The following is a 24,741-nucleotide window of genomic DNA, read 5'->3' as shown; positions in this document are numbered from 1 at the left end:
TCCATGTCCAATGACGAGACCATACTTTCGCTCGTAGAACAGATCGCTGCACTCGCAATCGAACACCGATCATTTTTCAAGATAGAGGCAAAGCCCGTGTTCAAACCGGGAGCGGGCGAGCAAGACCTCGGCAAGCTGAAAAAGCTTTGGCGCCACCCTCTCCCGGATGACTATCTGAACCTGCTAAGGACGCACGACGGCATCGACAATTTCGACGCGCCGAACGTTTTCCTGCTGTCGACCAGACACATTCTCGACAACCCTGAAATGGACGAGATTTTTGTCGATGCGGAGATGTTCCGGGAAGGCGAGATCTTTATCTTCTGCCAGGCCGACAGCGATGCTCATTCCGTCGCCTTCAGGGCCGGCAGAAAAGGCAACATCGACGTGGTCGACTTCGATTCCAGTGGCATCCGCCAGAAGCACGCGGACTTCCTGGCCTATCTCCAGTCGCGAAAGACCGAACTCGAGAAAGATATCGCGCGCCACAAGGCTGACCGCAAAGGTTTGACGCGATGAACCAAAGCCTGCAATCGTCAAAAACCTTCTTCAAGACCGAAACGCGGTTTGACGAGAAAATCCCGCGCTGGGAACTCAAGCTGGTCTCCATCCTGTATTTCGATCGTCCGATTGAAATCGTCTACGTCAGACGCATCTACGACCTCTATATGTCGCGTTTCGGGAAAAGGATGCGCAGGTACCTGTCGACCTGGTCGGATTCCTTCATCGACGAATTCGACGAAGACGTGCATCACAGGTTTCTCGAAGAGTACATCCCGGATTTGTACCGGACGCTGGAGTGGGGCTACGCCTTCGATGACGACAAATTGCTCAGCGCATTTCTGTTCGTCTTTCACAGCTACAAACCGGTGAGCGAACCCAACAGGTCGAGCTTCTGCCGCTTCGAATTCCCGCACGACTACGATCAGGACGAAATCCGTGCTTTTGTGCTGGAGGTCGCGGCGCTCGTACCTTTCACCAGCGGAACATGCGGCTATGTGCTGCAACCTTGGCCCGACGATGTCGAAGCCTTCGACCACATGTATTCCGTATGCCAGAGATATTGGGGCGTCGAGGCCTGGAACCAGGACGTGACGGTGGACTGGCTGGCCAATCGTTTCAAATGCATATCCTGGCTTACGCTGCTTGGCACCTCGATCCTGCAGGAGTTTCCCGACCTTCATGCGGCGGCGACCCAGGCCGCGCATGGCTATCGGGAACTTCCTACCGGCGCGATGTACCAGACCCGTCCTCATGCGGCACTTATCGACCTCAACCGACGCGAGGATTTTCAGCCGGAGGCACGGCTCGCCAAGGCGCTTCTGCCGGCACAGATCGTGGAACACGGCTCCTTTGGCGGGAACCGCTGGAGCGACGAGAATTCGATGCAGTGGCTACACAGATTCACGCCTGACTAGCCTCCTTGGCAGCATCGATCCTGGCGGCAATTCGCGTCAGGGAGTCGCCGCCAGCCAGCCGGCGGCGCTGCTCCATGCCTTCACCTTGTCGGCGAACGGCACTTTCGCGACTTCATCGCCGAAGTGATCCTCGAAGGTCTGGCCAAGGTGGCTCGGATCGGTGGTGAAAAGATCCGCCTCACGCGCCTCGGGGAACAGCTCGAGCAGCGCGCCGCCGGCTGCAGCCGCCAGCGCAGGATTGCGCATCTGGTGGATCAGCCAATGCAGCAGGGTGCGGTCGCCCAGCATGCCGGCGCCGCGCACCGCCAAGGGCGCGGTTTCAGGCGATTTGAGCAAGTCGCCCATCCAGGCGCGCACATCCTTGTCGGGCGCCGCCCTCGCCGCCGCGCGCAAGGCCGTCATGGCGTTAGGACCGCCACCGATCGCCACCTTGCGTAGTTCGGGACTGGCCAGATCGCCGGAGCCGAGTTCGCCCAGCGCCCAGGCAGCCCAGAACCGTGGCTGTTCCTCACCATCGTCGAGCGCCGCCCGCAATTCCATGGCAAGGTCGGCTCGACGCAGCTTTCCGGCGAGGCGCAGACTGGCGGCGCGAACGCGCGCGTCCGGGTCGCGCACAAGTCGCGCCAACATCTGCTTCGGATCGACACCATGCCCGAGGCAGGCCGATACGCCGAGAAATCGCTTGAACGCATCCTGCGCGCCGATCCAGTCGCGAACCTCGACGGCGATGGTTTGCGGCTTGTGCCAGGCCAGCGCGCCGACCAACCCGCGCGCGTCATCCTGGCTTTGACGGCCGAGTTCGATCGCCTCGGCCAGGCGGCGACCGTCGCCCTGCTCGATCGCCATCCATGCGTAGAGAAACAGCTCTCCCTTTTCGGAGAAATCTTCATACGCCGCGACGACGAACGGCCATGCGGCCGGGCCGGCGATGCGCAAACCATCGAGGTTGGCCTCCAGACGGCCGTCGACACCGGCGACCACTTGAATATCCGGCGGATCGTCCAGCATCAGGGTGTCGCGCTGCGCCCAGAAGAATGCTGCCTGCTCGGCGTGTTGCCTGACGATATCAGGAGCGATTGGCCGCTCCGGTGCGCTTTTCAATTTCTGACTGCGGGTTGGGGCAATCATCAGTTGAGGTCGATCGAACCGCCGCGAATACGATTGGCGGCGCTGGCGTGGCTGGTGACATAGGTGCCTCGAATCGTGATGCGGCCGTCTTTTTCCATGAGGATCGTCGCCTTGCCGCAGCGCAGTTCGATGCGCTCTTCGCCGATGATGCGAACGCGCTCGCCGTCGCGCACGATTTGCGGCGCGGTGGTCTTGCGGACTGGATCGACGATGCGGCCGACGATCAGCGGCTTCATCGCGTCGCCTTCCTGAAACAGCAAAGCCACCTCGGAGCCGATCATGTCGGATGTTAGTTCAGTCAGGCTTCGCGCCGGCAAGGCGGTCTCTTGCGGATTGCCGGGGAACACCACCAGCGGCGACGCGTCGTCACCGAAACCGAGAAAGATGCCGATCACCACACCGTCAATGCGTTCGCGGACGTCACTCATCGCTGCACCTCAATTCTCGCTGATCTTCGAGCCCTTCATGGTGATATCGCTGGAAGCCTTGATGCTGATCTTGCCCGATGCCTTGACCGAAATATCCTTGCCCTCGATGCCGATCGTGCCGTCTTTCTTCATCATGATCTTGGCAGAGCCGCACTGGATCAGGATCTCGTCGCCGGCGTCTATCACCAGCTTCTTGCCTACCTTGATCGAGCTATCCTGGCCAATGCTGATCCCACTATCCTTTGCGATGCTGAGCGAATGAGCACCGCCGACACTTGTGACATCGTCGTCGGCGACGCTGGCGCTGCGCCCAGCGCCGACACTGAATGTCTGGTTGCTGCCGGTGGTGACGCTCTGATCGGCGGCGATCTGGACACTCTGGCTGGCACCAATTCTCCAACTATCCGCTGCGCCGATGTTGTGGCTCTGTGCCGCGCCCACCGTCACCGAGCGCGAAGCACCGATGGTGTTGGTCTGTACCGCACCGACGGTCCTGGTCTCTGCCGCCCCAACGCTGTCGATGCGCGCCGCACCCACCGTGATCGTCTGCACAATTGCCACCGTCTGCGTGTGGTTGGCGCCGATCGTCTCGGTGGAGTTCGAGCCGATGTTGATCGTCTCATCGACACCCACGGTCAGCGACCGGTTCTTGCCAACCGTCTCGGTATCGTTCGAGCCGATATTGGTTGTCTGGTCGACGCCGACCTTGACCGTCTTGTTGTTGCCGACGTCCTCGTCGAGGTTGTGGCCGACGGAGTGCTTGGCGTCGTGGTCGATGCGGTCGGACTGGTCGTGCTGGACCGTCTTGTTGCGGTCGTGCTTGATCAGAAGGTGGTGGTCCTTCTGCGCCTGGAAGTTGACCAGTTCCGAGCCGGCCTTGTCCTCGAACATCAGCTCGTTGTAGCCGCCGCCGCCCTTCGACGAGTTGGACTTCCAGCCCGACTGCGTGGCGTTGCCGGGCAGCCCGTAGGGCGGCATCTGCGAGGCATTGTAGACCCTGCCGGTGATGATCGGCAGATCCGGATTGCCTTCGATGAAATCGACGATCACTTCCTGGCCGATGCGCGGGATCTGGATGAAGCCCCAGCCGCTGCCGGCCCAGGTCTGCGACACCCGCACGAAGCAGGAGCTCTTCTGGTCTTTCTTGCCGAGGCGATCCCAGTGGAACTGCACCTTCACCCGGGCATATTTGTCGGTGAAGATCTCCTCGCCGGACGGACCGACGACCGTCGCCGTCTGCGGCCCGCGCATGATCGGCCGCGCCGTGATCCTTGGCGGCCGATAAGGCACCGAGGTCGGCGCCACGCCGAGCACGACCTTGAAATTCTCGCCGTCGGTGTCGACGCCGGCGCGGTAGCCCGGATCGAACAGCCGGTATTCGGCGCTGACCACCAGATACTCCTTGTTCTGGTCTTTGCGCGGAAAACCGTCGAGCTTGAAGGTGCAGCCGGAAAACAGGCCGCGCACGGTGCCGACGGCGGCAATGCGCATATGCGGCGCCTGGATTTCCTCGCGCCTTATCGCCGCCAGGCTGTCGCCGCGGCCGACCTCCAGATGCGCGCCGGGGTGGCGATAATTCTCGCCTGCGGCCTGCTTGTGGCCGAAGGGCTGCGCCGACTTCGCCATCAAATCGGCGGCAGGCTTCTCAAAATCGTAGTCGGTGTGGGCATAGGCGCCCGGGCGCACGGCGCTGCCTGGGATCCATTCGGTGATGTATTCGACGTCGCGGCGCGAGCCCTGCCCTTCGAACTGATAGAGCACGGTCTCATAGCCCGGCGCAGGCTTCAGCTTGCTCATGGCGTCGGCCAGGATCAGTTTGTGCTCGCCCTCGGCGTGCTCGAAGAAGTACATGATGCCTTCGTGCTCGAGCAGCCGCTGCACGAAATCGAGGTCGCTTTCGTCGTATTGGACGCAATATTCGCGCGGCGGATACGACCCCTGCAGGCGCTTCTCGAACTTGGCGATGCCGCCATATTTGGAGAAGATCTCCTCGACGATCTCGACGGCGGTCTTGTCCTGGAAAATGCGGCAGTCGGTGGTATTGCCGAGGAACCACAGCCATGGCCTGACGATCGCCTCGTAATAGGCCATCCGGTCTTCGATGCGGGTGAGGCGAAACTCCGCGATGAGGCCGCTGAACCAGCGCTTGGGATCGGACTCGCCTTCGATCGAAACGACGCCGCCCAGCATCTTCAGCGGATCGATATCCGCATTGGTGCTGACAAATCCCACGGTGTAGGCAAGACAGCGGCTGATCTCGTCGCGGCCGACAAGATGCGTGAAGGTCAGCAGCTCGGCGCCGACCGGCGTCTGCACAAGTGCGGCGCGTTGTTCACTCGGCATGGGTCGTGCCCCTCCTGGATCCTAGTGTGGCAGGTTCGAAGCCCTTCTTGTGTTAACGACCTCACGTTCAGGGACATTTCGCAACTTGCCACCCCAGGCCGTGTTGAGCCTACCACATGTTCTGTGGCAGACCAAAGAGGACGAGCGGCAGACAGGTCCTGTTTGCGCCGCTTTCGCCAGTGTGAAACGTCGCTCTCCCGCTGTGCCCGCAAGCTGCTAGACTGTGGCGCATCGGATCAATGGGAACGCCAGCGGTCGACAGGCTATATTGCATGTTCATCAGTCTGCAGATCAGCAATGTCGATGTCCTGCCCGGAGGGCTGCCGCCCGGTTACGCGTCGCGCGACCGCGGCTTCGAGATCGGGCGCGAGAACTGCGCCTGGACCTTGCCCGATCCGGACAAATTCATCTCCGGACGGCACTGCGAAATCCGCTATGAAGGCGGCGCTTTCTTTCTCCACGACGTCTCTCGCAACGGCACCTTCGTCAACGGCTCGAACCAGCGCCTGGCCGGCCCGCACCGGCTTACGCAAGGCGACCGGCTCAGGATCGGCCGCTATATCGTGGCGGTATCGATCGATGACGGGAACGCAGCCTTCGGTGGCCATGGCTCGACACAACGGCAGATGCCCGTTGCCGGATCCTTTCCGGACCATGTCGCAGTGCCCCGCTCGCCGACCGCGCCACCGGCTTCGGTCTCCGGCCGGCCACAGCAAGCCGACGAGATCCTGCGCGCGATTGCGGCAGGCGCCGGCATTCCGCCGGAAGTGCTCCTGCTGCGCCAGCCGCATGAGGTTGCAAGCGAGATCGGCGCGGTGCTTCGGATCGTCGTCGACGAGCTGGTGCTGCTGCTGAAGGCGCGCGCCGCGGCAAAAGTCCTGGCCAAGACCAGCGATCGAACCATGATCAATGCCGCTGACAACAACCCGCTGAAGTTCGTGCCCGGGACCGACGAAATCCTCGACATCATGTTTGCGCGGCGCAGGGCCGGCTATCTCGACGCCAGGCACAGCATCGAGGACGCCTTCCACGACCTCAAGACGCATGAATTCGCCACCTTCGCCGCCATGCAGGCAGCGCTGGCGCGGCTGCTCGACGATTTGTCGCCCGAGGCGATCGCGAAAAAACTGCCGCCATCCTCCTTTGCGTCGAAGAAGACGCGCGCCTGGGACGCGCTGGTCGCAACCTGGCGGGCCAAGGAGGAAGCGCACGAAAACGGCCTGCTGGACATATTCCTCACCTATTTCAGCGAAGCCTATGCCAAGGCCGCCAAACAGAAACCGCCAGGCAAGAGCTGATTTCGCCTGCCCCGAAGCCGGCCCGGGCACCAGCCGACGACCAAAATTGCGCCGGGTTTCAATCGCAACCTTCTGAGACTACGATCACATACGACGATTGAGCACGCGGGTACGGTTGGTCGACCTCGGGGGTCTGCGGCACATGTCACGTCACGGCGAGATAGCGTCCTGCGGTCCGCATTCGCGCGGACATGGCGCCGTTCGTCGCGCGGCCGCGCGCGTCGGGGCATGATCGGCGATGAGCTCGAAGGACGATCCTTTCGATCCGGCCGGCAAGACCGTCATCCGCCCCAGCCGCCCCAACCCCGGCCGCAAGCAAAAGACGGTTCTCGCCCGCGATGCGCCGGCACCCGACAGCACCGTGATCGCCCCTGCCAGCACGCCGGATTCGACGGTTTTCGATCCCAACGCCGGCCGCCAGCCGGCCGCACAGACCGACGTCACGGGGACTGTGATCTATCAAGGCGCGCCTTTCACCGAGACGCCCGCCGACCCGTCATTTCACGGTTCGGCCGCAACGGCAGAGAAAACGCCGTGGGATGCGCTGCTCGGCGCCAGCGACGGCGTCGACTATGGAACGGCCAACCCGATCGTTGCCGCCGCGGCGCCCTTGCTGATGCTGCTTGGGCACCTGCGGCTGGTGGCCGTCGAAAGACAGGCTGAGCCGCTGGCGGAGCATGTCGCCGGCCTGATCGAGGAGTTCGACCGCAAGATCGCCAGGACCGATACCTCCGAAGAGGATGCGCGCATCGGCAGCTATGTGCTTTGCGAAACCGCCGACGATATCATCGCCAACCTGCCCGGCTCGGGCCGGGATGCGTGGGCGCACCACGCCATGCTGCAGCGCTTCTTCGAGGTCAAACCGACCGGCGCCGGTTTCTTCCAGGCGCTGAACACGGTGCTGGCGACGCCGGAGCCTCACCGCAATCTCATCGAGCTGATGCATGTCTGCCTGTCGCTTGGCTTCGAAGGCCAGTATCGCGGCCAGCCGCGCGAGGGCCTGGAGCGTGTCCGCCGCGACGTCTACGAGACGCTGGCCTATTTCCGCGCCCCTGGCGACGACGACATCTCGCCGCGCTGGCAAGGCCTGTCGCTGACGTCAGCGCAAGGCTCCAGGCGGGTTCCGCTCTGGGCCATCGCCGCCGCGACGGCGGCGGTTTTGACGGCAGCCTTTTTCACGCTGCGGGTTCGCATCACCAATGACGGCGAGGCCGTCGCCGGCGAATTGCTGGCGCTCAATCCGGCGACGCCGGTCACCATCGAGCGCACCGGCTTCGTGCCGCTGACCGAGGAGGTGAAAGTCGTTGCAGCACCGGCGACGATTGCGCAGGTCGACCGCATCCGCGCCGCACTGGGCAAGGAGATCGAAGCCGGCGGCGTCAGCGTCGGCACCAAGGGCGATTTCATCGTCGTGGAAATCAGCAATGCCTTGCTGTTCCAGTCCGGACGAGCCGACGTCAAACCGGAGTTCGAACCGGTTGCCATCAACATTGCAGCGGCTCTCAATGCCGAGCGCGGGCCGATCCGGATCGTCGGCCACACCGACAACGTCAAACCGAAGAAGACGAGCGCCTTCAAGTCGAATTTCGACCTCTCCGTCGCCCGCGCGCAATCGGTAGAAAAGATGATCGCCGCGCATTTCAGCGATCCGTCGCGGACAAAGGTCGAGGGCAAGGGCGAGGACGAGCCGATCGCCGACAACGCAACGCCGGAGGGCCGCGCCAAAAACCGCCGCGTCGATGTGATGATCCCGCGGGAGGAGACGCTGTGACCGGCTGGCTGCTGCGCATCTTCTCAACGCTCGCGCTGGCCGGCTTTGCCGCCGCGGTCTGGTTCGCCGGACCGTTGATCCGCTTCGCCGGCGCCCGGCCGCTGGACCCGGTCTGGCTGCGCGCTGTGATCATCGGCGTTGTCGTCGGCACGGTGGCGATCATTTATGCGATCCGGTTCTGGCGCAGGCGCAAGGCGCAAAAGGCGCTGCAAGCCGCCATGGCCAGCGCCGAGGATGACGGCAGCGACGCAAAGCTGCTGGAAACCCGCATGAACGAGGCGGTTGCGACACTCAGGCAGTCGAGCGGCAAGCGCAACTTCCTCTACGACGTCCCCTGGTACATCGTCATCGGCCCGCCGGGGGCCGGCAAGACCACAGCACTGGTCAATTCCGGGCTGAACTTTCCGCTTGCCGGATCGGGCCAGGCGCAGCCGGTGGCAGGCGTCGGCGGCACGCGCAATTGCGACTGGTGGTTCACCGACGAGGCGGTGCTGATCGACACGGCCGGGCGCTACACCACACAGGACTCGCATGCTGGGACCGACAGCAAAAGCTGGCTCGCCTTCCTGTCGCTGCTGAAGCGACATCGGGCGCGGCAGCCGATCAATGGCGTCATCCTGGCGATCAGCCTCGCCGACCTGATGGCGAACAGCGAACAGGCCGCCCATGTCGCCGAGATCCGCAGCCGATTGCAGGAAATCCACACGGTTCTGAAGGTCCGCTTTCCGGTCTATATGCTGTTCACCAAGGCGGACCTGGTCTCCGGCTTCATGGAGACTTTCGGCGGTTTCGACGAAGCACGCCGGCGCCAGGTCTGGGGCGCAACCTTCCAGACCGCGGAGCGCGGCCTGAACCTGGTCGGCGAGGCGCCGGCCGAGTTCGACGCGCTGGTGAAGCGCCTGAGCGAGGAGATGAGCGAGCGGCTGCAGGCGGAGACCGATCCCGTCGCCCGTATCGCTATTTTCGGCTTCGCCGCGCAGCTCGGCGCGTTGAAGGGACGGATCGTGCATTTCCTCGACGGCGTGTTCGAGCCGACGCGCAAGCAGCTGAACGCCCCCTTGCGCGGCCTGTATTTTTCCTCAGGCACGCAAGAAGGCACGCCGATCGACCAGCTGCTCGGCAGCATCGGCCGCAGTTTCGGCAAGAACGCCCAGGCGCATCTTTCCGGCACCGGCAAAAGCTTCTTCCTGCACGATCTGTTGAGCCGCGTGATTTTCGCCGAGTCCGGCTGGGTGTCCTATGACAAGGCAGCCGACAGGCGGGCGACGATCGCCCGCTATGCCGGCCTGGCGGCGATCGCGGCCACAGCGATCGCCGGGCTTGGCGTCCTCGGCCTGAGCTATTCAACCAACAAATCGCTGGTCGCCGCCACCAGCCAGGCGGCCGGCCAATATCGCCAGACAGCCGCCCCGCTGCTCAGCAACATGACGGTGTCGGACGCGGACCTCGAAACCGTCATTGGCGCGCTCGATGCGCTGCGCAGCCTGCCGGCCGGCTATGACGCAAAAGACCAGCCGACGCCGGCCGAGGCGACGTTCGGGCTCAGCCAGCGCGAGCGTATCCTGTCGGCCTCCGAGACCGCCTACCGGCAGGGGCTGGAGCGGATGTTCCGCTCACGCCTGCTGTTCCAGCTCGAACGCACAATCGAGGCCAAAATGGCCGATCCGATGGCGCTGTACGAGCCGTTGAAGATCTACCTGATGCTGGGCGGCAAGGCGCCGAAAGTCGACGACGAGCTGGTCGTCACCTGGCTGAAACGGGACTGGGAACAGAACCGCTACCCCGGCGCCCACAATCGCGACGGCCGCGCGCAGCTGGAGAAACATCTGCGCGCCATGCTGGCGCTCGACGACGACCAGGACCCCACCTTCGAACTCAACCGGTCCCTGGTCGAATCCGCCCAGCGCTCGCTCGGCCGTATGACGCTTGCCGACCGCGCCACCGCGCTCATCCAGTCGGCCACCTATGCGGCGGCGCTGAACGACTTTTCGGTGTCGCAGCAGGCCGGCGCGGAAGCGCCGGTGCTGTTCGAGCGCACTGACGCCAACGACCTCGCCTCGCTTCGCGTCCCCGGTCTCTACACCCATGCCGGTTTCGACTTTTATCTGGCGCAGCTCGCCAAGGTGGCGCAGGCGCTGGTCGACGATCAATGGGTGATCGGCAGCGGCGGCGAGCAAGGCGGCTTCGACCAGGAATTGCTCAAGCTCGGCCCCGAGCTTCTCGATCGCTACGGCAAGGGTTTTGCGGCGGCGTGGAACGAGGTGCTCGACCGGTTGAAGTTCAAGGCGATGGCCGCCGACAAGCCGGAATATCTGGCGCTGTCCGCGGCCGRCTCGCCGAACTCGCCGCTGATGCAGCTGTTCGAGGCGATCGCGCGCGAAACAGCGTTGACGCAAGAGCGCAATCCGGCGGCGTCTCAAGACAGCGACCAGGAAACCGCCGCGCGCGCCAAGGGCCTTGCCCGCATCGGCATCGAACTCGCGGCGCGCAAATCGCAAAGCCGGGCCGGGACCGCCTTTGTCAGCACGCAGAGCCAGGATCCGGGCGCCAACATCGAAGCCCAGTTCCGGTCCGTTCAGGCTTTGGTGGCCGGCGCGCCCGGCCAGCGCCCGCTCGATGCCCTGACCCAGAATTTCCGCGAAATCTACCAAAGCGTGCGGTTGGCCGCCGATGTCCCCGCGCAGACGGACCAGGCCAACGCCAATCTGCAGCTGCAGATCTCGACGCTGCGCGCCAACGCCTCGCGGCTGCCGAAGGCGCTGGCCAGGATGGTGAGTGCGGCGGCGGATGATTTCGAGGGCACCGTCGCCGAGACATCGACCACGCATCTCAATGAAATGCTGGAAGAGACCGTCGGCCGCCCGTGCGAAGAGGTGATCGCCGGGCGCTTTCCATTCGCCCCTGCCGGCACCGACGATGTCGCGATGGCCGATTTTGCCAGGCTGTTTTCTCCGGGCGGGGTGCTCGACCGGTTCTTCGCGCAGAACCTGGCGTCGCTGGTCGACATGAGCGGCCAGGACTGGGACTGGAAACAGGACACCAAGTTCGGCCGCAATCTGGCGAAATCGACGCTAAGGAATTTTCAGCTTGCGGCACAAATCCGCGCGGCCTTCTTTCCGCTCGGTGGCCCGGTGCCGTCGATCAACATCACCTTCACGCCGCTGTCGCTGCATGGCGATGCCGACATGGCGCTGCTCAACATCGATGGCCAGGTGCTGCAGGCCACCCAGGCCGGCAACACGCCGGGCCTGATTCCGTGGCCGGGCAAGACCGGCTCGGCCAGTCTCAGCCTGACGCCGGAGCTGCCGGGTCGCGAGTCCGCAATCAAATTCGACGGCCCCTGGGCGTTGAAACGATTGCTGGACAAGGGACAGGTCACCGCCAATGGCGACAGTCTCGAAGCGCATTTCGTCATTGGCGGGCGCGATGTCGCCTACACGATCAAGACCGGGGAGGACGGCAACCCCTTCACGCTGCCGGCGCTTTCCGCCTTCAGCTGTCCGAAGGCTTTCTGATGGGGAACTGCATGGCAGGATCGGCGATTGCGGGGCGGAGCGAGAGCGGCGGCATCATGCCGTCCATCGCCTGCGGCCTAGATTTCGATACGCTAATGGATGGGGCTGTGGCAGACTGGCCAGGCGACAAGGCGTTGCGGAGGGTAGGCAAGTGAGCGGTGCCGCCTTTGAGAGCTACGGCGTCAGCCACAAGGGCTGCGTGCGCGACCACAATGAAGACAGCTACCTGGTCGAGCCGCAGATCGGCCTCTGGGTCGTGGCCGACGGCATGGGCGGACACGAGGCCGGAGAGGTCGCCTCGGCGAGTATCGTCGAGCATCTGGCGACGATCGGCATCGCCAGCTCGGCGCCGGATCTGCGCGCGCGCTTCGAGGACCGGCTGAACCGGGCGCATGCCGAGATCCGCCGGATCGCACGCTCGCGCGGCGTGACCATCGGCTCCACCGTTGCAGCACTTCTGGCCATGGACGGCAGGTTCGCCTGCCTGTGGTCGGGCGACAGCCGCGTCTATCTCGTTCGCAACGCCGCGATCTCACAGATTTCGCGCGATCACACCGAGGTTCAGGAACTTCTCGACAGCGGCGTGATCAGCGCAGCCGAGGCGCAGAACTGGCCGCGCCGCAACGTCATCACGCGCGCCATCGGCGTCAACGACGACATCGACATCGACTTCCAGCAAGGCGAAACGCTCGCCGGCGATGTTTTCATCCTCAGCACGGACGGGCTCACCGCTCATGTCAGTGACGCCGAGATCGCGGCAGCGGTGCTTTCGGCCGCGCCACAGGCTGCCTGCGAAAAGCTGCTGTCCATGGTGCTTGAGCGCGGCGGCACCGACAACGTCACCATCGTGCTGGTCAAGATCAGAGACAAAGGCAATGGCCTGTCCCAAGCAGGAGGCCACAACCGATGAGCTCCGACGACAAGACGCGCCTGTTGCCCAATATGGCCGATACCAGCGTCGGCACGCAGCTCAGCGGCATCTACGAACTCGACGAACGCATCGCCTCGGGCGGCATGGGCGAGGTCTATCGCGGCCACAACATCCAGACCGGCGATCACGTCGCGATCAAGATCGTGCTGCCGGAATTCGCCCGCGACCAGACGATCCTGTCGCTGTTTCGCAAGGAAGCCTCGATCCTCAACCATTTGTCGCATGACGCCGTCGTGCGCTACCACGTCTTCACGATCGACCCCGGTATAGCGCGACCCTATCTGGCGATGGAATTCGTCGACGGCCAGTCGCTGTATGACGTCATGCGCGGCGGCGCGATGGCGACGCAGGATGTGCGCAGGCTGTGCCACCGGCTGGCGTCGGGCTTGAGCGCCGTGCACCAGGCCGGCGCCATCCACCGCGATCTCTCGCCCGACAACATCATCCTGCCGGGCGGCCGGGTCGATCGCGCCAAGATCATCGATTTCGGCATTGCGCGATCGGCGGCGGTCGGCGGCGAGACGCTGATCGGCGGCAAGTTCGCCGGTAAATACAACTATGTCTCTCCCGAGCAGCTCGGGCTCTATGGCGGCGAGGTCAGCGAACAGTCCGATATCTACAGCCTGGGGCTGGTGCTGGCAGCGGCGCTGCTTGGCAAGCCGATCGACATGGGCGGCTCGCAATACGAGATCGTCGAAAAGCGGCGGACCGTGCCTGATCTCTCCGGCATCGATGCCGATTTCAGGGATATTGTCGAAGCGATGCTGCAGCCTGACCCGCAGCAACGGCCGGCCAGCATGGCCGAAATCGCCCGGTTGACGCGCGAGGATGACGACGCCACCTTGCCGCCGGCCTCGCTTGCGCCGCGGCCGGGTCTGCCGCGAACCGGGCAGACTACCGGGCCGGGCTCGAAGGTCGAGGGTTCGCAGGCTCAAGAGTTCAGTGCGGCCCCCGCAAGCGGCGCGGCAGAGCCATCCTTCGTGCCGCACGTGCGCCCGGCACTTCTGACGCAACCGAAGCCGGCAGCTGAAATTCCCAGGCGAGCAAGCACACCGACGAAGCCTGCTACTACAGGCCGAAACCTGACGATCGCGGCGCTGGCGGCGGTTGTCGTGGCATCGCTGGGAGGCCTCTATGCATCGGGTATCGTGGGTTTCGGAGACCGGCCTCCCGTCACCGATACCGGCAAGACACCGCCGCTCCAACCCGAGCTGACCAAGCCGATCGTCGCGGACAAGCCCGCTGCGGACACTGCGCCGGTGGAAGAGTCAAAGCCGCAACCGGCAGAGACCCCGGCGGAAGATCAGGCCAAAGCGCCGGTCGCGCCGCAGCCGACGCCGCCGGTCGCGTCGAGCACTACGCAGCCAGCCGCACCAAGCGACAAGACGGTCTCGTTGCAACCGCCTTCCAACCCGACGCAGGCCGATGTCGCGAAAAACCCCGAGCCGGCCGGCCCGCCGGCAGAGACCAAAGCAACCGTACCCGAGCCGACCACGCAAACGCCTGAACCAACGACTGAGGCACCCAAACCCTTAGCACCGACGCCGGAACCCACCGCTCAAGCGCCCGAGGCGCAGGCGCCTGAACCGACCGCGCAGAAGCCGGAGCCTAGCACGCAAGGACCTGAACCGACTGCGCAGCCCAAGCCAAGCCAGCCCGACATTGCCATGAATGTGCCCAAACCAGAGGTGCCGCCGCCCGCCGATGCGGCCGCCGAGCGGCTCACCTGGGTAAGCGCCTTCAATGGTGGTGACTGTTTTTATGCGACAGTGACATCGGCCACCGACAAGGGTGTCGCGATTGAAGGCTTCGGCACGTCGGTGCCGCCCTTCGAACAATTGCTCGGGGAATTCCAGGCGAAGTTCCATGTCGAGCCGGACATCAGCGTCCGCCTCATCCAGCCGACGCAATGCGGGATCACCGACTTCCTGCGTTTCATGGGGGCAAGCACCGCCGACAGACCGCAGCTTGTGCTCGACCAGACTTCGGTGCCGGACGGTTCGCCGATCGACGGCACGCTGGTGACGCGCGGCGGGCTGGTGTCGAGCGTAATCCTGATCGACCACAGGGGCATCGCCTTCAACCTCGACGACCGTGTTGTCGTACAAGCCGGCAAGGCGACCTTCTCGATTCCGATCGGGCTCGGCGCCGCCGACAAGGCGGCAGGCAAGGCGCTGCCGCAGATCATCATGGTGATCACCGGTCCGGACGACATCAAGGCGGCGGACTTCTCGACGCCGACGCCGGCCTCGGTGCTGTTGCCCAGGATCCTCGACGAGATCGGCGCGAGGAGCTCGGAATTTTCGGCGACCGCCAAATATTTCCGCCTCGGCGGGTAGCACGGACGCCGATGGAACGCCGTCGCCGTGATCCCGTCCTGTTTGCCCGAACGCGCGTGAAGCTTGCTGCGATCGCAGGCGCGACGCTCTTGTTGGCGTTTCTGTCCACTGGGCAAGCGCGCGCCGAATTCACCGTCTGCAACCAGACGCTCGACGTCGTCAATCTTGCCGTCGGCCAGAAGGTCGACGACGCCGACCAGACCGACGGCTGGTGGACCATCGGCGCCAACCAATGCGTCAACGTCATCCGTGAGGAGCTGACAAACCGCTACATCTACATCTACGCCACCGATGTCTTCGGCCACGCGATCCTGGCAGGCTCGACCGAGATGTGCATCGAGCGGCGGCGGTTTTCGATCCGCGGCATCACCGAATGCTGGCAACGCGGCCATATCGCCGCGAAATTTCTCGAAGTTGATACGCTCGAACAGGTGCGCTGGACCTTCTTCCTGACCGGAAGCGCGCCGTGACGCACAGCATCGACACCAGCTTCAAGGCAAAGAAGCAGGCGCGGGCCGCGCTGCGCAGGCGCAGGATCTGGCTCGGGCTGGCGGCTGGTCTGGGGGCCGTCGTCCTTGCCGCGATCGCCACCGGCTTCTACCTCACTGCCGACTACTGGTCGTTTGGTGACGAGGACGAGGAGCTGCACGCCGTCGAAGGCTCGGACGACGTGCCGGCCGACGCATCGGTCTATGTGCCGGCCATCATCGATCTGGCCGGCGACCCGATGTGGATCACGCTGGCGCCCGAGGCCGGCGCTGCAACCAAGGGCCGCGCGATGCCACGCCCGGCGGAGCTCGACCAGGCCGGCATCTCTCCAGAGATCGAAGTCCTGTCCGACGTGATGCTCAGCGCCAGCGAAAAATTCATGACGACGATCCCGTCGACGCAGGAGGATTTCGCTTTCTTCCAGGCGCAGCGGAAGACCGCAGTCGCGCCGCCGACCGAACCCAGCGATCCGCAGAATGACCTGCAGAACGATCTTCAGCCCTCGCCCGGCGCGGACGAAGCCCCGGCGTCTCCCGGCCCAGCTCCTGATCCGCAGGCCGCTCCGGGCGCCTCGGCGGCAGCCGATGACCCCGAAGCCGGCTGGGGCGAGACCATCGATGAAGGGGAAGCAGCACTCCCCGCCTTCCAGAAGACAGCGGTCGAGAACAACACCAGCGTTGCCACCGTCACTTCGGAATACCAGCGCTTCGAGGCGACCGAGGACACGTTCGTGAAAATCCTCAACGACCGCAGCCTGGACAGCGTTGCGCTCGATGCGCATTTTTCCGCCGAGGACGCAAAGCTTGCCGGCGAAGCGCTGAAGGCGCTGTTCGACAAGGACGGCCTCAAGCCCGGCTATGTCGTGGCGATGCGCGGCTTCAGGCCGACGCGCGAGACCACGACCATGTCGCTGATGCAGGTCTCGATCTACGCCAAGAATGTCTTTGTCGGCACGCTGACACGCAATGCGGCCGGCGCCTTCGTGTCGGGTGTCGACCCCTGGGTGCGCGAGGATCTGTTCAATTATTCGGGTGCCGAGACCGAAGGTACGCAGAAACGGCAATACCGCCTGCTCGACGCGATCTATTCGACGGCCGCGCGCAACAACGTGCCGAGCGGCATCATCGGCGAAGCCATCATGTATCTGTCGCGCGGACAGGATCTGGACGCCTTCGCCAGCGAGGACCAGCGCCTGGTGCTGATCTATTCGCAGACGCCGCGCGGCAAGAACGAGACCGACGGACGGGTGCTCTATGTCGGCGTGCAGGGCGCGCAAAAGAGCCTCGACTGTTTCGTCTTCCAGCAGAGCGACGGCCAGTTTTCCTGCGTCTCGGGCGACGATCAGGTGCGCTCGCTGACAGTGGCCAACGGCATGGTGACGCCGGTCAGCGGCGTCATGACGTCGACCTTCGGGCCGCGCAAGCATCCGATCCTGGGCGTGGTTCGCATCCACAAGGGCGTCGACTGGGCAGCCCCTGTGGGAACGCCGATCGCCGCCGCCTTCGATGGCGAGATCATCTTCCAGGGCGACGGCGGCGGCTACGGCAATGTCGTCAAGATCGCGCATGCCGGCGGCCGCGAGACGCGCTATGCGCATATGTCGAAATTCGCCGTCGCCAGCGGCGTCGGCACCAAGGTGAAGGCCGGCGACATCATCGGCTATATCGGCACCACCGGCCTGTCGACCGGGCCGCATCTGCATTTCGAACTCTATCAGGGCGGTGTGGCGATCGATCCGCTGGGCACAGCGACCGCCGCGATCGCCGCGACGTCCAGCGATCCCGCCGTCGAAACACTGACCGACCGTATCGTTCATGTCGAATCGGGCGGCAGCGCGCGGGCGAAGAACCCGCTGTCTTCGGCAACCGGCGCCGGCCAGTTCATTTCGAAAACCTGGATCCGGATGATGAACACCTACCGTCCCGAACTGGCGCGCTCGCTGTCGACCGCCGACCTTTTGGCGCTGCGCTACGACGCCACCATCTCGCGCGAGATGGTGCGCAATCTGGCAAGGGAAGGCGAGGCCTATCTCAAGGCGCGCGGCCACCAGATCACCGCCGGCCGGCTCTATCTCTGCCACTTCCTCGGCATGGAAGGCGCCCATCAGGTGCTGGCGGCGCCGGGGTCGGCGCAATTGAGCGCGGTGCTCGGTTCGGCCGTCATCCAGGCCAATCCATTCCTCACCGGCAAGACCGCCAGCTATGTCGTCGACTGGGCAGAGCGGAAAATGGGCCGCAAATTGCCGACGCCCGCGACGACCGATGCAGGCCAGCAGACGACGACGGAGGTTCGCCAGACATCGCCGGAGTTCGAAAAATACAAGCAGGCCATCACGGCGCTGGTCGGCTCGCTCCAGAACAACCTTGAGCCTGGCTAGCCGCAGTTTCAGCGGGTGGCCGCCCCGGTTTTCGCCAGGCCGATTGGTTTTGAGGCCGGCAAATGGTATATTAGCTGGCATTTAGAGAGCTTTTTTGGGTCCGTCGTGAACCAAAACTGTGGTTGGGATCACATACGCCCAAGAGCCATTTTGGCAGAAGCGACAGTGTCGCTGGTGAAATTTAGCATGCGCAGACATCAATAACGCGCCCCATTGGGGCGGAGGGCTGATCCTATGAAAGCGTTTGCCATCCTTTTGAGCGGATTTTTTCTGTTGATGCTGACCGCGCTTGGCACCGTCCAGGCTGCAGCGCCGGATGCCGGGGAGCCTGGCGCCAAACGCGTCGCGCTGGTCATCGGCAACAGCAAATATGTCCATGCCGTCGAGCTGCCGAACCCGGCCAATGACGCGCATCTCATCGCATCGACGCTGCGCAATGCCGGCTTCGAGGTGATCGAGGGCGTCGACCAGGACAATGCCGGCATGCACAGCCTGATAAGCAAATTCACCGAACAGTCCTACGATGCCGCCCTGGCCGTGATTTTCTATGCCGGCCACGGCATGCAGGTCGACGGCAAGAACTTTTTGATCCCGGTCGACGCCGAGCTGACGTCGCCGGCCTATCTCAAGACCCGCACCATCCAGATCGACGACTTCATGGCAGCCTTGCCGCCCGATCCGGCGGTCGGCGTCATCATCCTCGATGCCTGCCGCGACAATCCGCTGGCACGCACGCTGGCTGCCTCGCTGCCGAAGACGCGCTCGCTGGGCTCCGGCCTGGCGCCGATCGAAGCAAAATCGGAAGGTGTCGGCACAGGCGGCATCCTGATTGCCTATGCCACGGATCCGGGCGCCATCGCCTTCGACGGCAACGGCGTCAACAGCCCCTACTCCACCGCACTCGCCAGACACCTGACCGAACCTGGTATTGAGATCCAGAGCGCGCTGACCCGCGTGCGCGGCGAAGTGACCGAGACCACCCAAGGCCGCCAGCGGCCCTGGCACAACGCATCGCTAGGGCGCGAGGTCTTCATTGGAAAGCCCGTCGTGGCGGCAGCGCCTGCGGCAAAGCCAGCCACCGACGCAGCCGGCGCCGCGGTAGCAGCCGCTCCCGCCCTGGTCGTTGGTGAACCTCCGTCCTGGGAGGTCGAGCAGCGGCTGTGGGACGAGGCCTCGAAGCGCAACACCGCGCCATTCTACGAAGCCTATCTCGAACAGTTCCCGAATGGCCGCTTTGCCACGGTGGCGCGGCTGAACATCGACGCGCTGAAGGATCCGAAAGCCCAGGAGCGGGAAGTCGCAGCGCTTGATGCTGCCGAAGCGAACCCCGGCTCTGCCGTGCGCACCTCGGTCGGCATTTCGGACGACATGAAGAAGGTGCTCGGCACCGAGGCGACGGAGAATGCCATCGGTCTCGACCGCCAGGGCCGTATCGACCTGCAATTGCGCGTCGAAGCACTGGGCAATGAGCTTGGCCGCGTCGACGGCAACATCGGCGCCAAGACCCGGCAAGCGATCGGCGACTGGCAAGAGGAGAACGGGCTGCCGCCGACCACTTTCCTGACGCGTGAGCAGCTGGCGTTCCTGGAGATCCAGACCGATCCGATGATGGAGGCGGTGCGCGCCAAGCATGAGGCCGACCAGGCCGGCGTCGACAAGCCGAAGAAACAGGTGGTGCAGAAGGCCCGCACGCTGAAGCCGGTGGCCGAAAAGCCGCGCAGGAAGCAGTATGCCCAGAAGCCGCGCGGACAACAGCAGTTCGTGCAGAAAAGGCGCAACCGCGAGGTCGTGCGCGAGGACGAACCGCCGCCGCAGGACAACAATGATTTCCTGACCAAGGCGCTGATCTTCGGCACCGGTGTAGCGGTCGGCGGCGTGCTCAAGAACTGACCGATCACGTCGAACAACACAAAAGCCGCGTGTCCGTTTGGACACGCGGCTTTTGTGTTTAACAACGGCCGAAAAACGCCGCGAGCAAAGCTACTGCGCCTTGATCCGCATCTCGACCCGGCGGTTGACGGGATTGTAGGGGTCGGGGTTGCGCGGATTGGCCTCGCCCAGCCCGACCGCCGTGATGCGCGTGGACTCGATGCCGTTGGATTCCAGGAAAGCCGTCACCGATTGCGCCCTGCGCTGCGACAGGCCCTCATTGTAGTTCGCCGAGCCGGACGCGTCGGTATAGCCTTCGACGACGAAGGACAGCTTGCTCAGCCGATCGTCCTTCAGCGCCTTGGCGAACTCGTCGAGTTCGCTGCGCGCCTTGGCATCGAGCTCGGACGAATCCAGGCTGAAATTGATCAGCATATCGAGGCCGGTCTTCTCCGACGACTTATCTTTCTGGTCGGTCTTGCTCTTGCACTCATCCTCGGTGCCGACGCAAATCCCGCGCGCCGCGCCGTGATCGATCGCGCCGGCAAAAAACTTCACAATGTCTTCCGATTTCTGAAGTGGGTCGGCATAGGCGTGCGTCGAAAAAAACACTGCCGCCAACGCTAAGACTGAAATGCCCCGCTGCATAACGGTTACTCCTGCTCTGCCTCATTGTTTCGACGCAATTCCGGACGGAAAGCCGCTTCTTCCTGGAATTGCTCTGAGCTTCCGATGTCACCAAAGCCCGATCCGTCGGACCAAGACGGCCAGGCTCCATGTTCCGTTTGACCCTGCATCTCTCTCTCTCTCCGAAAGCCGGCTTCGCCTTTTTTCGGATTCCTGGGTCTGACTGTGGAATATACCAAAGCGCGGCGCGTTTGTCTGTGAACAACGTCATGGACATGTGGCGGTCGACAGGCTTGACCCGCGGCTCGCAGGCGCGTTGAGTGATAGCTGCTCTTGGGGGGAGGACAACAGCAGCGATGGTCAACGGGCTTCAATTCCAGACCGCACGCGATCTCTTTGCCGCAAACAGTGCTGTCGCCCAGGATATGACGGCTGTTCCCACCGACCAGCCCTCACTCGAGTTCTGCCGCCGGCTGATGGTCGGGCGCATCCCCGAGGAAGCGATCACCTTCTGCGCCTATCTCCTGCCCGACCGGGCGGCGATCTGGTGGGGCCATGAGTGCCTGGGCCACCTGACCGAGCTGCTCGAGCAGCAGGATCTCGAAACGCTGGCGCTGGTCCAGGACTGGGTCGCCGAACCCGGCAATGCAAGCCGCCGGGCGGCTGTCGCCGAGGCGGCGATGGCGCGGCAGCAAACCCCTGCCGGCTGGATCGCGCTGGCGGTGCAACGGCATGTCAATGGCTCGGCCGATCAGGCCAACGGGTCGAGGCTGCGGCCGCTGGCCGCTGCCCATGCCGTCAACGCCGGCATTCTGGCCGGACTGGCGCGGGTTGCGGTGGCGGATCGCTTCTCGGTGCTCACCGCCTTTGTCGAAATGGGCATCCATCTTGCCGAAACCGAAGCGCTGCGTAGAGCCTGATTGCTCTGACTTGCGGCGGTTTCATTTGCAGCCGTTTTGCGCCCATTTGCCGAGCGCCACCTTGAAGCGCGTGCCGAGCGGATGTTGCAGGCGCAACACCGAGACGTCATTGGTGACGTAGGTCTTGGCCTGGTCGCACAGCCGTTCCTCGGTCCATTGATGGCAGTTGCTGCACTGATTGTCCCAGACCGACTTTTCCAGGCCTTCGACCGGACTGAAGTGCGGCTTTCCCTGGATCAGCTGGGCGATGCTCTTGCCGTCGATCGCCGGGTCGCCAAAGTTGACCGGAACGTCGAAAAGCACGGGCGCGTCCGAGCCCAGCTTCGGAATTTCCTCACGCAGCTTTTCCAGCGCCTGCTCGCCGGCGTCGGTGCCCGGCGGGTTGGTGGCAGCGCCGGTGCGCGTCTGCGAATCGCCTTCGGGCGCAGCCGCGTTGGAATCGCCGACGATCAGCGGCGCATTGAGATCGACCTTGTGAAGCACGACGTCGGTGGTCAGCGAGACGTTGATCCAGGGCCGCTGGCGGCCGGCGGTGGCCTTGAACACATCTGAGGTAACCCGGTTCATCGCTTCGGTGATCGAGACATTGGCCTCGCCGATATGAGCAAGCAGCGCCGCTGAAAACGGCGAGTGCTCGCCCGATCCGTCATAGGCCAGCTGGTTGGGACTGGCGGCAAAGGCGACCAGCGTGCCGGCGCCGCCATTCTCGATCGGAATTTCGGCAAGGCCGCTGCTTGCCGTGCTGTCGCCGCCGGTCTCCTTGGCCAGCACATCGGCGAGCGGGTTGTCGCGGCAGGCGTCGAGGAACACCAGCCTGATGCTGGTCTCGCGCGACATCTGCCGCAGGATGAAATCCACCTGTACGGCTTCGAAGTCGAGCGAGGTCTCGTCCTCCAGTGCGGCGTCGACAGGCAGCAGGTAGTTCCTGCCGGAGACCTGCAACCCGTGGCCGGCATAGAAGAACAGCGCGACATCGGCGCCGCGCACCTGTTTGGCGAATTGCGCGATCTTTTCCTGCGTCTGCGCCTTGGTGAGGTCGAGGCCGGAGACGATTTCGAAGCCAAGGCCCTTCAGGCGATCGGACATTGCCTGCGCATCGTTCACCGGATTGGGCAGCACGGGCGCATTCTGGTAGTGGGAATTGCCGAGCACCAAAGCGATGCGGCGTTCGGCACTGGCCGCACTCACGCCCAACACCAGCGCCAGCACGGCCAGGCCGATGCCGCGCATGAAATTGCCGCAACTCGCAATCATATCCAAACGCACCGGGTTCCTTCTCGGCCAACGGGCCGGATCAGTTGGCGAGCGGCGTGGCGGAGAATTCGATCCGCCGGTTCAGCGCCTTGTTCTTCGGCGTATCGTTCGGCGCCACCGGCTTTTCCTCGCCATAGCCGGAAGCCGAAATCTGCGCCGATGGAATACCAGCCGCGATGATCGCATCGGCGACCGCCCTGGCGCGCCGTTCCGACAGGGTCTTGTTGGCCGCCGGCGAGCCGTCGGAATCGGTATGGCCCGACACCTCGACCTTCAGTTTCGGACATTTGCCGACGACGCCGACCACCTCGGCCAGCAGCGGGCGGCTCTTTTCGTCGAGGCGGGCGCTGGCCGGGCGAAAATAGATGGCGCCGGTGCGCGACAGCACCTCGAACCTGTTCAGGCATTCATCGTCACTGAAGGACGTCTTGCCGGCATCGGTGGCGACTGGCCCGGCATCAGCCGGGGCTGCGGCCGCAACGGGAGGCGCCGCCGCCGGCTTGGCGCCGTCAGCGGTGAAGACGAAGTCGAAAGACACCGAGGCCGTCGGCACGATGCTGCTGACATTGGCCGCCTGCTGGAGTTTCTCGATGTTGGGCAGCAGGCCAAAATCCTCGACATGCACTGCGACCGGCGCCTCCGAGGCGATCGACACCATCGAGTCGGTGATCATGGTGACCACGACACTGGCCTCAAGGTCCTTGTCGACGCCGTGCAGGCTGAGGCGGAACGGGATCTGCGCGTTCATGCGCCGCTTGGTGGCGAGATCGGCGAAGGCGGCGGGGTCGACTTTCGCCGTCACTTCCGCTGTCGGAAATTTGAAAGTCTCGAAGAACAGGAAACGCATGCGGACATTGCGAAGATCAATGCCGGTGTCGACCGAGTTGAGGTCGAACGTGACCTTGGCGGCGCCGTCGGCCGTCAACGTGCCGGAGAGGTTCCGGATCTTGTTGGTTTCGACAATGGTGTTCTTCTTCACCGATTGATAGGTGAGTGTCGAATTCGCCGGATCGAGCGTCCAGTTCGGCTTCGCATTCGCCACTTCCGGCGCAAGCAGCAACAGCCCGAACAACACAATCACCAAGGCCGGCACGCGCCAGCGGTGCGACAACGACTTTCCATGCCGAACGAATTCGACGACCCCGAACATGCACGCCCCCGCGATAACATAATTCAGTTGCGATCACGGCGGGTCGAGCGCCGTACCTTGGCAAGCATAGAGCATCTGATTGGGGTTAGCGAGTAGCGTAGGCGTGATAGGGCCGTTACCCGGCTCACGGATATTCGACCTATCGGCTGGCCCACAACGCCCCGCGCTCGAAGATGGTGCGCATCTGCGGCACGGAAAACTCATCCGCCGTGTGACCAAGCGCGCTGAAGAAGACGCGGCCCTTGCCGTAGCGGCGCTTCCAGACAACGGGCATGACGACGCCGTCGATGAAGTCGAGATGCTCGCCGCCAAACGTCGTCGTCGCCAGCACTTCGTTGCTCGGGTCGACATGCATGTAATACTGCTCGGAATGGTAGGCGAAACCGTCGATACCCCGCACGATCGGATCATCGCTGGTGATGTCGACACGATAGTCGATGATGTCGCCCGGATGGGCGACCCATTGGCCGCCGGTCATGAACTGATAGGCCGGCTCGTTGCGAAAACTGTCGCCCATGGTGCCGTGGAAGCCGGCAAGGCCGGTTCCACCGCTGACGGCGGCGACGAGGTTTTGCAGCTCCGGTTTCTCGATCGTCGACATGGTGACCACCGGAACGATCAGATCGACTTTCGAAAGCTGCGGATCGGCAAGCACCGAGGTGCCCTGTTCGATCCGCACCTCGAAGCCATGCCCGGTCAATATCTCGCCGACGACAGCGGCGCTGCGGGCCGGCGTGTGGCCCTCCCAGCCGCCCCAGAAAATCAATGCCGTCTTGCTCATGCCCGTCTCTCCTTTGGTCGGCAATATTGATAGGCAAGCCGAACGCTTTTGTCTTCCCTTCCATGAGGGGCATTTCTGGTCGGAAACCAGCGATCCGGCGATG

General features: G+C 63.9%; 18 protein-coding genes. 11 read left to right on the top strand and 7 right to left on the bottom strand.

Features of this window, described 5'->3' with window-relative positions:
- Positions 1-3: 3 nt before the first annotated feature.
- Together AC1DZ8_RS21200 and AC1DZ8_RS21195 are read left to right on the top strand one after the other, a co-directional pair.
- Entirely contained in the window at positions 4-519 is a 516-nt protein-coding gene (locus AC1DZ8_RS21200; protein ID WP_477302208.1) for an SMI1/KNR4 family protein, read from the top strand.
- On the top strand, positions 516-1,418 hold the full coding sequence (locus AC1DZ8_RS21195; RefSeq protein WP_477401580.1) for a type VI immunity family protein: 903 nt from the start codon (positions 516-518) through the stop codon (positions 1,416-1,418). The genes AC1DZ8_RS21200 and AC1DZ8_RS21195 overlap by 4 nt, the downstream gene beginning before the upstream one ends.
- Before the next feature lie 36 nt (positions 1,419-1,454).
- On the opposite strand, the gene AC1DZ8_RS21190 is transcribed toward AC1DZ8_RS21195, so the two are convergent.
- The 3 genes from AC1DZ8_RS21190 to AC1DZ8_RS21180 are packed head-to-tail and all read right to left on the bottom strand — an operon-like array spanning position 1,455 to position 5,317.
- Positions 1,455-2,519 carry a HEAT repeat domain-containing protein gene (locus tag AC1DZ8_RS21190; RefSeq protein ID WP_477302204.1) on the bottom strand — a complete coding sequence of 355 codons (1,065 nt, stop codon included), beginning with the start codon at positions 2,517-2,519 and terminating at the stop codon, positions 1,455-1,457.
- Positions 2,520-2,545: 26 nt separating this feature from the next.
- Entirely contained in the window at positions 2,546-2,974 is a 429-nt protein-coding gene (locus AC1DZ8_RS21185) for a DUF6484 domain-containing protein (protein WP_477302202.1), read from the bottom strand.
- Positions 2,975-2,983: 9 nt separating this feature from the next.
- Entirely contained in the window at positions 2,984-5,317 is a 2,334-nt protein-coding gene (locus AC1DZ8_RS21180; protein WP_477302200.1) for a type VI secretion system Vgr family protein, read from the bottom strand.
- A 272-nt stretch (positions 5,318-5,589) separates the two neighbouring features.
- Between AC1DZ8_RS21180 and tagH the strand changes: the two genes are divergently transcribed.
- The 8 genes from tagH to AC1DZ8_RS21140 all read left to right on the top strand — a co-directional run bounded on the left by tagH (position 5,590) and on the right by AC1DZ8_RS21140 (position 19,927).
- Positions 5,590-6,615: a type VI secretion system-associated FHA domain protein TagH gene (gene tagH / locus AC1DZ8_RS21175; RefSeq protein ID WP_477302198.1), complete on the top strand. Its 1,026-nt coding sequence runs from the start codon at positions 5,590-5,592 to the stop codon at positions 6,613-6,615.
- A gap of 238 nt (positions 6,616-6,853) precedes the next feature.
- Complete coding sequence (tssL, locus tag AC1DZ8_RS21170) at positions 6,854-8,386, top strand: type VI secretion system protein TssL, long form (RefSeq protein ID WP_477302196.1); 1,533 nt, start codon at positions 6,854-6,856, stop codon at positions 8,384-8,386.
- On the top strand, positions 8,383-11,901 hold the full coding sequence (tssM, locus tag AC1DZ8_RS21165; RefSeq protein ID WP_477401577.1) for a type VI secretion system membrane subunit TssM: 3,519 nt from the start codon (positions 8,383-8,385) through the stop codon (positions 11,899-11,901). The genes tssL and tssM overlap by 4 nt, the downstream gene beginning before the upstream one ends.
- A gap of 151 nt (positions 11,902-12,052) precedes the next feature.
- Entirely contained in the window at positions 12,053-12,811 is a 759-nt protein-coding gene (locus tag AC1DZ8_RS21160) for a PP2C family protein-serine/threonine phosphatase (protein ID WP_477302192.1), read from the top strand.
- The gene (locus tag AC1DZ8_RS21155) at positions 12,808-15,171 is read left to right on the top strand and encodes a serine/threonine-protein kinase (RefSeq protein WP_477302190.1); all 2,364 of its coding nucleotides are present in this window, start codon (positions 12,808-12,810) and stop codon (positions 15,169-15,171) included. The genes AC1DZ8_RS21160 and AC1DZ8_RS21155 overlap by 4 nt, the downstream gene beginning before the upstream one ends.
- 11 nt (positions 15,172-15,182) lie before the next feature.
- Complete coding sequence (locus AC1DZ8_RS21150; RefSeq protein ID WP_477302188.1) at positions 15,183-15,641, top strand: DUF1036 domain-containing protein; 459 nt, start codon at positions 15,183-15,185, stop codon at positions 15,639-15,641.
- Entirely contained in the window at positions 15,638-18,037 is a 2,400-nt protein-coding gene (locus tag AC1DZ8_RS21145) for a peptidoglycan DD-metalloendopeptidase family protein (protein ID WP_477302186.1), read from the top strand. The genes AC1DZ8_RS21150 and AC1DZ8_RS21145 overlap by 4 nt, the downstream gene beginning before the upstream one ends.
- 234 nt (positions 18,038-18,271) lie before the next feature.
- Positions 18,272-19,927 carry a caspase family protein gene (locus AC1DZ8_RS21140; RefSeq protein ID WP_477302184.1) on the top strand — a complete coding sequence of 552 codons (1,656 nt, stop codon included), beginning with the start codon at positions 18,272-18,274 and terminating at the stop codon, positions 19,925-19,927.
- 90 nt (positions 19,928-20,017) lie between these two features.
- Here AC1DZ8_RS21140 and AC1DZ8_RS21135 read toward each other — a convergent pair whose 3' ends face one another.
- The gene (locus AC1DZ8_RS21135; protein WP_477302182.1) at positions 20,018-20,554 is read right to left on the bottom strand and encodes an OmpA family protein; all 537 of its coding nucleotides are present in this window, start codon (positions 20,552-20,554) and stop codon (positions 20,018-20,020) included.
- Positions 20,555-20,889: 335 nt separating this feature from the next.
- Between AC1DZ8_RS21135 and AC1DZ8_RS21130 the strand changes: the two genes are divergently transcribed.
- Entirely contained in the window at positions 20,890-21,453 is a 564-nt protein-coding gene (locus tag AC1DZ8_RS21130) for a DUF6931 family protein (protein WP_477302180.1), read from the top strand.
- Between the two features lie 21 nt (positions 21,454-21,474).
- On the opposite strand, the gene AC1DZ8_RS21125 is transcribed toward AC1DZ8_RS21130, so the two are convergent.
- From AC1DZ8_RS21125 to AC1DZ8_RS21115, 3 genes are all read right to left on the bottom strand, one after another.
- Entirely contained in the window at positions 21,475-22,707 is a 1,233-nt protein-coding gene (locus tag AC1DZ8_RS21125; RefSeq protein ID WP_477302410.1) for a caspase family protein, read from the bottom strand.
- A 40-nt stretch (positions 22,708-22,747) separates the two neighbouring features.
- Positions 22,748-23,857 carry an OmpA family protein gene (locus tag AC1DZ8_RS21120; protein WP_477302178.1) on the bottom strand — a complete coding sequence of 370 codons (1,110 nt, stop codon included), beginning with the start codon at positions 23,855-23,857 and terminating at the stop codon, positions 22,748-22,750.
- A 139-nt stretch (positions 23,858-23,996) separates the two neighbouring features.
- Positions 23,997-24,638 (bottom strand): ThuA domain-containing protein, encoded by a 642-nt coding sequence (locus AC1DZ8_RS21115; protein ID WP_477302176.1) that lies wholly within the window; start codon positions 24,636-24,638, stop codon positions 23,997-23,999.
- Between the last annotated feature and the right edge of the window lie 103 nt (positions 24,639-24,741).

Source organism: Mesorhizobium sp. P2_F7 (assembly GCF_056403695.1).
The sequence above is the reverse complement of the archived record's forward strand: the minus strand, read 5'-3'. Positions and strand labels throughout refer to the sequence as shown.